This is a genomic window from Bifidobacterium miconisargentati (assembly GCF_019331675.1).
Classification (GTDB): domain Bacteria; phylum Actinomycetota; class Actinomycetes; order Actinomycetales; family Bifidobacteriaceae; genus Bifidobacterium; species Bifidobacterium miconisargentati.
Genome location: NZ_JAHBBJ010000012.1, coordinates 56,665 through 69,518, shown reverse-complemented (window position 1 = coordinate 69,518; position 12,854 = coordinate 56,665). Strand labels below are relative to the sequence as shown.

The following is a 12,854-nucleotide window of genomic DNA, read 5'->3' as shown; positions in this document are numbered from 1 at the left end:
TAGACTCTTAAAGGCTTTTTCGCGGCCGGTGGCCGATGTGACGCAGGAGGATTGCATGGTGACGCATACGCTGGTGATTGACACCTCATTCGGTTCCACGGTCGGCGTGGCAGGGCATGAGCCCATCGTGGAGACCGATTCGCGCACCCATGTGGAGAAACTGCAAGGCAACATCGCCCGTGTGGTGGCGGACGCCGGCCTCAAGCCCTCCGACCTGGACGAGATCGTGGTGGGCGTGGGCCCGGCACCGTTCACCGGCCTGCGCGCCGGCATCGTGGCCGCCAAGGCGCTGGCCTTCGCCACCGGCGCGAAGCTGCTCGGCCAGAACGTGCTCGAACCGCAGGCGCAATGGAACCTCATCCGCCGCGGCAAGGCCGGCACGCTCGGTGATACCAGCACCTTCCACGTGCTCACGCTCGCCGTCAACGACGCGCGCCGCAAGCAGCTGTACTTCGAACTGTGCCCGAGCCCGGTCGAAGGCGCCGGCACCGACGGACAGGACATCGCCAAGCCGCTCATCGCCATGGACATCGACTACCCGGCCTCCATCGTCGAGCGCGTCAACGAAGCCGTGCGCACATACCGTCAGACCGTCGAGGGCGACGTGGTGGTGGACGTGATCGGCCACGGTGCCGAAAAGTACGCGGCCGTGCTGGACGGCATCGAATCGATCGGCGACATCACCGACTCCTCCGTCCTCGACCAGGGCGCGCAGGGACTCGGCATCTTCGCCACCGAAGCGGCACTCAACGCCGAACACGACCCGGACGCCCCGGTCGAACCGCTCTACCTGCGCCGTCCGGACGCCGAGATTCCGGCCCCGCTCAAGCACGTGCTCGGCCACGAGGGCGCGGAGCGTACGGCCTGATGATCATCGACCTGAACGAACTGGACCACGAACGGGCCGTCGCCGCCATGCGCGCGCTGGAGGTCGAACTTTTCGGCAACCACGCCTGGAGCGAGGCGTCCGTACGCCAGGAACTGACCATGCCGGGACGCACGTACGTGTTCGACATCGACGATGACGGTACCGGTGACACTGACGATGCGAACGACGCCGTCCGTGGATTCGCCGGCTACTGGTACGACGGCGAGGACGCGGAGATCATGGACGTGGGTGTGGGCCGCGACTACCAGAGACAAGGCATCGCCCGCACGCTGATGAGCGAACTCATCGCACGCGCCACGGCACAAGGCGCGCAACGCATGCTGCTGGAGGTCAGCGTGGTCAACGAACCGGCCATCGCCCTCTACCGCGGCTTCGGCTTCGAACGCATCGGCCTGCGCAAACGCTACTACCAGCCCGAAGGCATCGACGCCTACGTGATGGCGTTGGACCTCCAGCCGCGCGTGGTCGGCTTCCAAAGCGCGGCGCAGATGGCGGACGAGGCAGGCCGGACGAAGGAAACGGCCCCGGAAACGCAGGCCCCGGCATCATCGCAAACCACGACTACGGCAGACGAAACGCGGCAAGACAAGGAACAGGAGCGGCAATCATGAGCGAACCGATCGTACTGGGCATCGAATCCACCTGCGACGAGACCGCGGCGGCCATCGTGCGCGGCCGCGAACTGCTGTCCAACGTGGTGGCCTCCTCCATGGAGGAACACGCGCGATACGGCGGCGTCATCCCCGAAATCGCCTCGCGCGCGCACGCCGAAGCATTCGTGCCCTGCGTCTCCAAGGCGCTTGCCGACGCGAACATGACGCTCGCCGACATCGACGCCATCGCCGTGTCCGCCGGCCCCGGTCTCGCCGGCTGCCTCGCCGTGGGCGTCTCCGGAGCCAAGGCCCTCGCATGGGCGTCCGGCAAACCCCTGTACGGCATCAACCACGTGATCGGACACATCGCGGTCACCCAGCTGCAGTTCGGCGCCTTCCCGCCGGACACGCTGGCCCTCATCGTCTCCGGCGGCCACACCTCCCTGCTGCACGTGGAGGACATGCCCCGCAAGATCGACGTGGTCGGCACCACGCTGGACGACGCCGCCGGCGAATGCTTCGACAAGGTGGCCCGCCTGCTCGGCTTCCCCTACCCGGGCGGCCCGCACATCGACCGTCACGCCCAGCACGGAGACCCGCACGCCATCCGCGTGCCCCAGGGCCTGACTCAAGGCAAGGCCGGTGCCGCGCACCCCTACGACTTCAGCTTCTCCGGCGTCAAGACCGCCGTGGCCCGCTGGGTGGAAAGCGAACAGGCCGCCGGACACGAAATCCCCGTGGACGACGTATGCGCGTCCTTGGCCGACTCCGTGGCCACCGTGCTCGCCCGCAAGGCCATGCGCGGCTGCGAGCAATACGATTCCAACACGCTCATCGTGGGCGGCGGCTTCTCCGCCAACTCGCAGCTGAGGGCCAAACTCCTCGAATACGGCGACAAGCACGGCGTGGAAGTGCGCATCCCGCAGATCAAACTCTGCACGGACAACGGCGCCATGGTGGCCATGCTCGGCGTCAACCTCGTGGAGGCCGGCGTGGCCCCCAGCGCACCCGACTTCGCCATCGACTCGGCCATGCCCCTGACCAAGGTCAGCATGTAGCGGTGGGCCTCTACCCATCCGCTCGCCCCGCGGAGAGATCGCAGCGGTCGGGCCACACGCGGGACGTGACGGTATCATGGCCGGAACGCAGCAGGAACATCACAAGGAGAGACTCCCATGACCGGACTGTTCATCGGATCGCACCTGTCCGCCTCGGGCGGATGGAACGCGCTGCTCAAACGTTCGCACGACGAAGACGGCACCACCTTCGCGTTCTTCCCGCGCTCGCCGTACGGCAGCGTCTCCAAGTCGCTCACGCCCACGGGCGCGGCCGGATTCGGCGAACGACTGGTGACGGAAGGATACGGTCCGCTCGTCGTCCACGCGCCCTACGTCTACAACTTCGCCGCCAAGGACCCGGACAAACGCGAATTCGCCATCCGGGCGCTCGCCGAGGACATCCGACTGCTCGCCCCGATCAAAGAGGCCGGTCAGGAGGTCTACCTCAACATCCACCCCGGCTCCCACGTGGGGCAAGGCGCCGAAACCGGCCTGCGACTGATCGCCGACGGACTCAACCGGGTGTTCGACTCCACCGACGGCACCGACATCATGGTGCTGCTGGAAACCATGGCCGGCAAAGGCACCGAATGCGGACGCACCTTCGAAGAACTCGCCACCATCATGGACGGCGTGGAACAGGTCGCACGCATCGGCGTGACCATCGACACCTGCCACCTGCTGGACGGTGGCTACGACCTGACCGGCGACTACGACGGCGTGATGGACGAACTCGACCGCGTCATCGGCCTCGCCAACGTCAAGGCCATCCACGTCAACGACTCGCAGTTCGGTCTGAACTCGCACAAGGACCGTCACGCCAACATCGGCGACGGCCAGCTCGGCATGCCGTTCTTCACCCGGCTGGTCAACGACCCGGTGCTGTCCAAGCTGCCGATGATCCTGGAAACCAAGGAACAGACGCCCGCCACGCACCGCGAGGAGATCGCGCTGCTGCGCTCGCTGCGGAAAGACTAATGGCGAATCCGCGGGTACATTGAAAAAAGGGCCGATCCCGCGTAATTCCGTGCACGACATGCTTTGAGCGAGCGTGATTTGCATTTCCGCAGGAGACGTGTAATATACATGACTTGTGCGCGAGAGAAATCTTGGGCGCAATAATTATTCCTGCGTAGCTCAGTTGGCAGAGCATCCGACTGTTAATCGGACGGTCACTGGTTCAAGCCCAGTCGCAGGAGCCATACGAAGCCCCTTGGATACCAAGGGGCTTCGCTGTTTTTCAAGCGTGCTCATCCGTCCGACGCGCAGGAGCATCAGGACTCGGCTGGGATTTGCGTCTCTTCCTCAGCCATCCGGCCAACAGGAACGGTCCGGCGAACGCCGCGATATCCTCGAGCAGCAGCGCCAGTGTGATGGGGACGATCCAGCGGGCGTCGACCACCGGGATGCTGATGCCGGTCATGAGGACGATGATGAAGACGCAGAGCCACGTGACGAACGCCATGGTGGGCTCATCCTCGATGGGCTTTCTGGCCATTACGACCGTAAATGCCACGAACAGCATCAGGAACATGATCAGGGCCATGAAAAAGAGATGCAGGAACACCGTTTCGCCGGCATCATGCACGTTCACCGTGATGTTGCTGTCGTAATCGCCCTGATACAGGGTCGCCGTATCGCCCTGCAGCGTGATGCCTCCGGCGACGGCTTTCCCTCCATTCGTGAACCATATCGGGCCATAGCGGGATTCTCCTCCCAGATACGGGTACCCGGGGTCTTCGAGCCAGGCGAAGGTCATGCCGCCGTTCACGTGCAGATCCGATATGCCGCAAGCCCGCTCCAATGTATGTGGGGACACACCACGGTGCCATGAACCCATGGTCATGCCGACGGCTGTCGCGATGAACGTCTGGATCGCCGCGATGGCCGCATACCATGCCGCCGATTGGGGATGCGCACGCCACATGCCGGGCTTTCGGAAGAACCTGAGCGCCAGGGCCAGCGTGGCCATCACCCCGCCCGCGCCGACGCCGATCATGATCATCGGCTCGATGTTGCCCTGGCTGAACGGATTCACACTGAGCGGCACTTCGCAGACCTTCACTGGCTTCCCCTCTTGCGTCGTTGCGGCGATTCGTGCCGATGCCAGTCCTCATTATGCCATGCAGTCAGGGTAGGCGGCCGAAAATGACCGCCAAGCAGCGTTTATGGAACCGGCTCTGCTGATGTGGATAACTCTGCAAGCTCGAACCACATACCCCGTTTCGACTGGACGACGCTATCGGCCATGCCCCAGGGTGGAATCTGCCGGTACCGATGCCGGCACGGGGAGGCACGAACGGGCCGCTCCGGATTGCAGTGGTCTTCCATCAATGGGGAAGGGGCTTTGACATGAACATGTACGATTGGCGGCGCGACGAGGCGATTCGGGCGGCGAAACGGCGCGAATGGGAACGACTGCGGGACGAACGCAGACGGCGGCACGTCGATCTCGCGATCGCGTGCGCATCAGTCGCCGGATTGGTCTTGGCATTGGGAATCGGGATCGTGGACGCGAACGCCGGAGAGATGTCGGTGAATCCCGGCGCCGAGATCTCGCAATGCGAGGCTCCCTATGGCTGGCCCGTCGAGACGGTGGTCATCGAACAAGAGTTCGAACGTCCGTTGAACGCCTGGTCGCCAGGGCATCGCGGGGTCGACCTTGCGGCCGAAACGGGCACGGCCATACTCGCGCCGAAAGCCGGGACGGTGAGCTTCGCCGGCAAGGTAGCCGGCAAGGACGTGGTCAGCGTGCGGCACTCCAACGGCGTGATCTCCACCTTCGAACCGGCAGGCACCCACTTCGCGGTCGGCTCGAAGGTGGCGCGCGGGCAGGTCATCGGCACGGTCGAAGGCGAGTCGGACCATTGCGGGGACCGATGCCTGCATTGGGGTCTCAAACGCGGCGCCGCGGATTACATGGACCCGGAACACGTCACCGGAAACAAAAGAATCGCGTTGAAACCGGTGGGATAGCGGGAATCACAGGCCGGCGTCGGCGAGGGTGATGTAGCCGGGGTCGATGAGCGTGGCCTTGAGGTTGCTGGCGCTGACGGCCAGAAGCGGCTCGTTGATGGTCGGCACCTTCTTGACGCCGCCCACCTGGGTGTTGCGCACGGAAACCATGGATTCCAGTTCCTGGCCCTTGTTGAGCCTCGTGCAGGCCTCGGCGATGTCCGAGGCGAGCGCCTTGCGGTTTTCCATGCCGGTCATCCACTGCTTGCCGTTGACCACGGACGGGATGTTCGACACATATGCGCCATATCCGGTCACCAGCGGCCACTGCGCGTCCTTGGCCTTGTCCGTGGCGGTGGAGTCCTTGCCGCTGCCGGAGCTGTCCGACGTGTTGGCGTCGTCGTTCTCCGGGGACTTGATCGGATCCGGCACGGCCTGACGGCTCAGATCCTTCTTGCCGGTGATGTTGCCCACGATGCCGGAGATGGTGATCTGCGGGTTGATGTCCGCGGCTGAACCGGTGTATCCGAGATCGTCCAGTTCGGTGACCACTTCGGAGGCCACGTAGTCGTTAAGCGCGAGGACGGCGTCGATGCGCGTGGGGGAGTCGGCCCCGTCGTCCGTGGCCAGGCGTGCGGAGAGCGCTTTGGCGCTGGACCCCTCCTTGGAGGCGTCATATGCCACGAGCTGCCAGTCGTTCTCGGTGGTCTTGGCGTCCAGCGTACCCGAAGGCGATTTCACCACGCCCTTCTGGTAATACGCGCCGAGCACCTGCCAGATGCCACGGAACGCCTCGCGTGCGAACGTGGAGTCGCCCGCCGTGCCCTTGGCGTCCGCCGGGGTGTACGGCAGCAGCACCTCGATGTACTTGGGGTTGTCCTTGCTGGCCTTGGTGAGCTGCAGCTTGGCGACGATCTTCTCCGCCTGCAGACGGCCGATGGCCTGTGCGTCCGAGAATTTCGCGAAGGCGTCCGGCCGGTATCCCTCGATGCTGTTGCCCAGCAGCACCACATGCATGCCGGACTCCTTGGCCAGCTTCAGCGAGGAGACCAGACGGTCCACGGCCTCGGCCTGCGCGTCGTCCTCCGTGGCTTTGACGGTATTGGTGCCATCGGTACCGCCATCGGACGAATCGGCGGAGGTGTCACCCTTCGACGATGACTTGTCCGAACCGGACGAACTGGACGAACCGGATGAGGTGGATGAATCGTTCGTGCCGGCGGAGGCCCCCGTGTCGGTTTCTGCGTCGGCGGAGCCTTCGGTGGTCACCTCATCGCCGCTGGTGCTGAGCTCCTGGCTCACGTAATCGCCGTACTGGCGTGTGGAGGCGTCGGCTTCCACCACCGGGGCGACCAGCAGCGTCGTGTTCTCGGGGGTGATGGTGATGCCCGAATCGCTCGTCTCGCCCTTGCTGGACAGATGGTCGACCACGTAGTCCTGGATCGCGCGGCTCTGCTTGTCGAGCGAATCGGAGGTGGTGTGGGAGATGTCCCCCTTCTTGAATCCGGCGTCGATCAGCGCGTCGGTGATGTCGGGCGTGAGCTTGGCCCACTTGTTCAGCGGCGTCTGCTGGCTGAGCGTGATGCCGTCGGACGGGGTGAACAGGGCCACCGCCCCAAGGGAGGTGCTGGTGATCGTGGTGTCGCCGTCGGTGTCGGTCCGGTCGGAGTCCGAGGCGCAGGAGGCCAACGAAAGCGCCATCGCGCAGGCGGCGGCGAAGGCGGTGAGGACGGTGGCTGGACGGCGTGCGGACACCATAGGCGTACGGAACCTCCTTGGGATCCTGAAAACGGATGTCGGAAACGGACTGAATAACGATACTAGTCGCCGGTATATGAAAAGTCCCGGACACATGACGGGAAATCGTCACATATCCGGGAACGATCAGGGTGGGATTGCGAAATGAAGTCGGCCGGGAACCGCCGCAGACTACCCCTCAGTCCGCTTCGCGGCCAGCTCCCCTGACAAGGGGAGCCATGGGGACTGAGGAAACGATCAGGGTGGGAACGCGGGGTGGAATCAGTCGGCCAGGGCCTTCTGGAGGTTCTCGTCCAGCGCGTTCATGAATCCCTCGGTGTCGAGCCACGGCTCGTCCGGGCCGATCAGCATGGCCAGATCCTTGGTCATCTGGCCGCCCTCCACGGTGTCCACGATGACCTTCTCCAGCGTCTCGGCGAAGTGGCGCACCTCGGGGGTGCCGTCCAGATCGGCGCGGTGCTTCAGGCCGCCGGTCCACGCGAAGATGGAGGCGATCGGGTTGGTGGAGGTCTTCTCGCCCTTGAGCCAGCGGCGGTAGTGGCGGGTCACGGTGCCGTGCGCCGCCTCGGCCTCCACGGTCTGGCCGTCCGGGGTCATGAGCACGGAGGTCATGAGGCCCAGCGAGCCGAAGCCCTGCGCCACGGAATCGGACTGCACGTCGCCGTCGTAGTTCTTGCAGGCCCAGATGTAGCCGCCGTGCCACTTGAGGGAGCTGGCCACCATATCGTCGATAAGGCGGTGCTCGTAGGTGAGGCCCTCGGCCTCGAAGCGGTCCTTGTACTCGGTTTCGAAGACCTCGGCGAAGATGTCCTTGAACTGGCCGTCGTAGGCCTTGAGGATGGTGTTCTTGGTGGACAGGTACACCGGGTAGTGGCGCATGAGGCCGTAGTTGAAGCAGGCGCGCGCGAAACCGCGGATCGAATCGTTCACGTTGTACTGCACCTGGGCCACGCCGCCGTCCGGGCCGTAGTTGTAGACCACATGCTGGATCGGCTCGGAGCCATCGTCCGGCGTGAAGGTCACGGTCAGCTGGCCGGCGCCCGGAACCTTGAAGTCCGTGGCCTTGTACTGGTCGCCGAAGGCGTGGCGGGCCACCACGATCGGCTTGGTCCAGCCCGGCACCAGACGCGGCACGTTGCTCATCACGATGGGCTCGCGGAAGATGGTGCCGCCCAGGATGTTGCGGATCGTGCCGTTGGGGGACTTCCACATCTTCTTCAGGCCGAATTCCTTGACTCGGGCCTCGTCGGGGGTGATGGTGGCGCACTTGACGCCCACGTGATGCTTCTGGATGGCGTGGGCGGCGTCGATGGTCACCTGGTCGTCGGTCTCGTCGCGGTGCTGGATGCCCAGATCGTAGTAGTCAAGGTTCACGTCGAGATACGGCAGAATCAGACGGTCCTTGATGTCCTTCCAGATCACGCGGGTCATCTCGTCGCCGTCGAGTTCGACAACGGTGCCTTCGACCTTGATTTTGGCCATGTTCCCTCCCTGTAGATGGTGTGAAGATGGTTCAATTCATATCTCATGTTTGTAACGCCGGGCCGTGCGTGACGAGAATATGGACATGCCTTGCCCCGAGTCCGTCCCCGGCAATAGTCTTGAAGCCATGTCTCAGGAAATTGAAATCGGTTTGGGTAAAAAGGGCCGTCTCGGCTATGCGCTTGACGATGTGGCCATCGTTCCGTCCCGTCGCACGCGCGATCCCGAGGACGTCTCCACGTCCTGGCAGATCGACGCCTACGAGTTCGACGTGCCGGTGCTCGGCGCCCCCATGGATTCGGTGACCAGCCCGGCCACCGCCATCGCCATGGGCAAGATGGGCGCGCTCGGCGTGCTCGACCTGGAGGGTCTGTGGACCCGCTACGAGGATCCGACCCCGCTGCTGGAGGAGATCGCCGGCCTGCCCGCCGACGAGGCCACCGCACGCATCCAGCAGATCTACGCCGAGCCGGTCAAGCCCGAGCTCATCACGCAGCGCCTGCACGAGATTCGCTCCGCCGGTGTCACCGTGGCCGGCGCGCTCTCCCCGCAGCGCACCCAGCAGTTCTACTCCACCGTGGTGGATGCGGGCGTGGACCTGTTCGTGATCCGCGGCACCGTGGTCTCCGCCGAGCATGTCTCGGCGGGCCACACCCCACTCAACCTCAAGAAGTTCATCTACGACCTCGACGTGCCGGTCATCGTGGGCGGCGCCACCAACTACACCGCGGCACTGCATCTCATGCGCACCGGCGCCGCCGGCGTGCTCGTGGGCTTCGGCGGCGGCGCGGTCTCCGCCACCCGCCAGACCATCGGCGTGCAGGCCCCCATGGCCACCGCCATCGCGGACGTGGCCGAGGCCCGCCGAGACTACATGGACGAGTCCGGCGGCCGCTACGTGCAGGTCATCGCCGACGGCGGCATGGGCGACTCCGGCAGCTTCGTCAAGGCCCTGGCCCTGGGCGCCGACGCCGTGATGCTCGGCGCGCCGCTGGCCCGCGCCACCGAGGCTCTGGGCAAGGGCACCCACTGGGGCGCCGAGGCCCGTCACCAGACCCTGCCGCGCGGCTTCCGCACCACCGTGGGCACGGTCGGCTCCCTGGAGCAGATCCTGTTCGGGCCGAGCCACCAGGCGGACGGCAAGACCAACTTCATCGGCGCGCTCAAGCGTGCCATGGCCTCCACCGGATACGTGGACGTGAAGAACTTCCAGCGTTGCGGCATGGTGGTCAACCCCTATTCCGCACGCTAAGGGCTGCCGTATGTGAGCGCTAACCCTTGATTTCCAAGGAATGACGCCGATTCGAGGCGCGCTGGGTCGTTTGACTTGGCGCGCCTTTCGTGTTGTTGTTAGGGGGTATGGCCCGCGCATTGGGGGATGGGGCCATGCAACCTATCAGAAGGGGATAACCACCATGGATCACTATTTCTTCTTTACCCATGGGCGCAGGTACGATCCGTTGCCGGGTTTCAACGGGTTCATCGTCGTGGAGCTGTCCGACAGACCGGTCAGATACCACATCCAGCCCACCTTCATCGGCGGCATGAACGCCGATGAATGCCACACCATGGCCCTGGCCGCATGCCGGATCGCCTGCACGTCGGCGGACGCCGTCCGCGGCAAGCTCAGCGTGGACCGGCTGCACCGGGCCATGACCCAGCCCTGTCTCGAACGGCTGCGCACCATGCAGTACCTGCTGGACACGCACATGCTCACCCATCCGTCGGACAAGGCCAAGTTCTGCTATCTGCCCACGGTTCCCACGCTGATCGACGGCGTGATCGTCAGCCAGGAGACGCTGGAGATGGCGGTGTTCATGACCATCGGCCAGGAAGACGTCAGGGTGACGCTTCGCTTCAGATTCATCGGAAGCCGATGGATGTGCCAGTACGCCGATCTCGGCTGACACATTCCCCACGGATGTCCGATAGATGTCCGATAGACGATGACGGCTCGGCCCAAAGCCGAAGTCCGTCCGATTCGGCCCGCCGTGCCCGACTCTCGGCGCGGTGGGTCTTATAGTGTAAAGCATGCGTGAACATGTTGAAGCACCCAGGTATGTGACCGCCGACGAGGACACCGTCTTCTCGCTGCTGGTCAAGCGTGCCGCCCGCACTCCGGACGACACCATCGCCGAATGGCAGGATGACGAAACCCACCAATGGCACAGCGCCACCGCCTCCGAAATGCTCGCCCGCGTGCGCGAGATCGCCAAGGGCCTCATGGGTCTCGGCGTCAAGGCCGGCACGATGGTCCTCATCTATTCGCCCACCTGCTATGAGTGGGGTCTGGCGGACTTCGCCTGCGCGGCCATCGGTGCCGTGGTGGTGCCCGTCTACGAGACAGACTCGGCCAAGCAGACCGCCGCCATCGTGGAGGAGGTCAACCCCGTCATCGCCTTCGCCGGCGATTCCCAGCGCGCGCAGACGCTGGAGCAGATCCGCGTGAACCACCCGGGCATGAAGTACGTCTTCAACTTCAAGGCCGATGGTCTCGACGGCGTGGCCGACTTCGGCACCGGCGTGAGCGACGAGGCGCTCGACCAGGCCATCGCCCGCATCAAGGCGGACGACCTGCTCACCGTGGTGTACACCTCCGGCTCCACCGGCAAGCCCAAGGGCGCCATGCTCTCCAACCGCAACTACACGCACATCGTGCTCAACGGCTACGAGATCCTCAACGGCATGCTCTACCGGGACAACCGCCTGCTGCTGTTCCTGCCGTTGGCCCACTGCTTCGCCCGCTACATCCAGTACGTGGCCATCGGCGGCTGCGGCGTGGTGGGGTACATCCCCAACGCCAAGCACCTGCTGGCGGATATCCGCAGCTTCAAGCCCACCTATCTGCTGGGCGTGCCGCGCGTGTTCGAGAAGGTCTACAACGCCGCCTCCCAGAAGGCCGGCGCCGGCATCCAGGGCTACATCTTCGCCCAGTCCGTCAAGCACTTCGTCAAGTGGAGCAAGGACGAGCAGGACGGCAAGGGCCACTCGCCGATCGAGCGCATGAAGCATTCGTTCTACATGGCCACGGTGGGCAAGTCCATCCGCTCCGCCCTGGGCCCGAACCTGAGGTGGCTGGCCTGCGGCGGCGCGCCCCTCAACGTGGATCTGGCCCACTTCTTCAACGGCATGGACGACATCACCTTCATCCAGGGCTATGGCATGACCGAGACCGCCGCCCCGATGCTCGTCAACTGGGAGGACGACAACGAGGTCGGTTCGGTCGGCAAGCCCGGCCCCGGCATGGGCGTGCGTCTCGGCGAGGACGACGAGATCGAACTCACCGGCCCGAACGTGTTCCTCGGCTACTACAAGCAGCCCGAACTGACCGCCCAGGCCATGACCTCCGACGGCTGGATCAAGACCGGCGACCTGGGCCGCATCGACGACAAGGGCTTCACGTTCATCACCGGCCGCAAGAAGGACATCATCATCACCGCCGGCGGCAAGAACATCAGCCCGGCGCCGATGGAGGACATCATCGACACCTGCCCCATCGTGGCGCACGCCGTGGTGGTGGGCGACGGCAAGCCGTTCGTCTCCGCGCTCATCGAGCTCGACCCGGAGATGCTGCGCTCCTGGCTCGAGGGCCAGGGTCTGGACGCGGATATGACCCTGGGCGAGGCCAAGGAGAACGACGCGGTGCGCGCCTTCATCCAGCAGTACGTGGACCAGGCCAACGCAAACGTGTCCCGCGCCGAATCCGTGCGCAAGTTCGAGATCCTGGACGAGGAGTTCAACCAGGCCAACGGCACGCTCACCCCGAGCATGAAGGTGGTGCGTCCCAAGGTGCTGCAGCGCTACGCCTCGGTCATCGAGGACGAACTGTACGCCCCCAAGCCCTCCAACAAGCCGCTGCCGGCCACCGCCAAGATCATCGACAGCACCTCGGAAACCGTCAAGAAGGCCTCCGTGCAGGTCAAGCAGGCGTCGGAGCAAATGAAGCAGGCCTCCGAACAGATGCGCACCAGCGTGTCGGATTCGCTTGCTAGCGTATCGGTGAAAATCAAGAAGGCCAAGGCCGAGGCCGAGGACGGCGAGGATGGTGGCGAAAACGCCTCCGCAGCCGACGAGAACGGTGAGAACGGCCAGAGCCGCGACGAGAAGAACGAGGAGTAA

General features: G+C 64.7%; 11 protein-coding genes and 1 tRNA gene. 9 read left to right on the top strand and 3 right to left on the bottom strand.

Annotated elements, in window-relative coordinates; translation table 11 throughout:
- Positions 1–55 precede the first annotated feature (55 nt).
- The 5 genes from tsaB (at position 56) to KIH81_RS08370 (ending at position 3,742) form a co-directional block, all read left to right on the top strand.
- Complete coding sequence (gene tsaB, locus KIH81_RS08390; protein WP_217624902.1) at positions 56–868, top strand: tRNA (adenosine(37)-N6)-threonylcarbamoyltransferase complex dimerization subunit type 1 TsaB; 813 nt, start codon at positions 56–58, stop codon at positions 866–868.
- Complete coding sequence (gene rimI, locus KIH81_RS08385; protein WP_214304943.1) at positions 868–1,500, top strand: ribosomal protein S18-alanine N-acetyltransferase; 633 nt, start codon at positions 868–870, stop codon at positions 1,498–1,500. Before tsaB ends, rimI begins: the two co-directional genes overlap by 1 nt.
- Positions 1,497–2,540: a tRNA (adenosine(37)-N6)-threonylcarbamoyltransferase complex transferase subunit TsaD gene (gene tsaD, locus KIH81_RS08380; RefSeq protein WP_214304942.1), complete on the top strand. Its 1,044-nt coding sequence runs from the start codon at positions 1,497–1,499 to the stop codon at positions 2,538–2,540. The genes rimI and tsaD overlap by 4 nt, the downstream gene beginning before the upstream one ends.
- Positions 2,541–2,657: 117 nt before the next feature.
- A complete protein-coding gene (locus KIH81_RS08375; protein ID WP_214304941.1) occupies positions 2,658–3,518 on the top strand; it encodes a deoxyribonuclease IV in 861 nt (286 codons plus the stop codon).
- Positions 3,519–3,666: 148 nt separating this feature from the next.
- Positions 3,667–3,742, top strand: a tRNA-Asn gene (locus tag KIH81_RS08370).
- 38 nt (positions 3,743–3,780) lie between these two features.
- On the opposite strand, the gene KIH81_RS08365 is transcribed toward KIH81_RS08370, so the two are convergent.
- Positions 3,781–4,605: a hypothetical protein gene (locus KIH81_RS08365; protein WP_214304940.1), complete on the bottom strand. Its 825-nt coding sequence runs from the start codon at positions 4,603–4,605 to the stop codon at positions 3,781–3,783.
- Positions 4,606–4,892: 287 nt separating this feature from the next.
- On the opposite strand from KIH81_RS08365, the gene KIH81_RS08360 reads away from it, so the two are divergent.
- The gene (locus tag KIH81_RS08360) at positions 4,893–5,516 is read left to right on the top strand and encodes a M23 family metallopeptidase (protein ID WP_214304939.1); all 624 of its coding nucleotides are present in this window, start codon (positions 4,893–4,895) and stop codon (positions 5,514–5,516) included.
- Between the two features lie 6 nt (positions 5,517–5,522).
- On the opposite strand, the gene KIH81_RS08355 is transcribed toward KIH81_RS08360, so the two are convergent.
- Both KIH81_RS08355 and KIH81_RS08350 read right to left on the bottom strand, forming a co-directional pair.
- Positions 5,523–7,253 (bottom strand): substrate-binding domain-containing protein, encoded by a 1,731-nt coding sequence (locus KIH81_RS08355; protein ID WP_214304938.1) that lies wholly within the window; start codon positions 7,251–7,253, stop codon positions 5,523–5,525.
- Between the two features lie 261 nt (positions 7,254–7,514).
- Positions 7,515–8,735 carry an NADP-dependent isocitrate dehydrogenase gene (locus tag KIH81_RS08350; protein WP_214304937.1) on the bottom strand — a complete coding sequence of 407 codons (1,221 nt, stop codon included), beginning with the start codon at positions 8,733–8,735 and terminating at the stop codon, positions 7,515–7,517.
- 127 nt (positions 8,736–8,862) lie between these two features.
- Here KIH81_RS08350 and KIH81_RS08345 point away from each other — a divergent pair, with 127 nt between their 5' ends.
- The 3 genes from KIH81_RS08345 (at position 8,863) to KIH81_RS08335 (ending at position 12,854) form a co-directional block, all read left to right on the top strand.
- Positions 8,863–9,987, top strand: coding sequence for a GuaB3 family IMP dehydrogenase-related protein (locus KIH81_RS08345; RefSeq protein ID WP_214304936.1), 1,125 nt, complete (start codon positions 8,863–8,865; stop codon positions 9,985–9,987).
- Positions 9,988–10,150: 163 nt separating this feature from the next.
- Entirely contained in the window at positions 10,151–10,642 is a 492-nt protein-coding gene (locus KIH81_RS08340; protein WP_236029450.1) for a hypothetical protein, read from the top strand.
- A gap of 124 nt (positions 10,643–10,766) precedes the next feature.
- Complete coding sequence (locus KIH81_RS08335) at positions 10,767–12,854, top strand: AMP-dependent synthetase/ligase (protein ID WP_214304935.1); 2,088 nt, start codon at positions 10,767–10,769, stop codon at positions 12,852–12,854.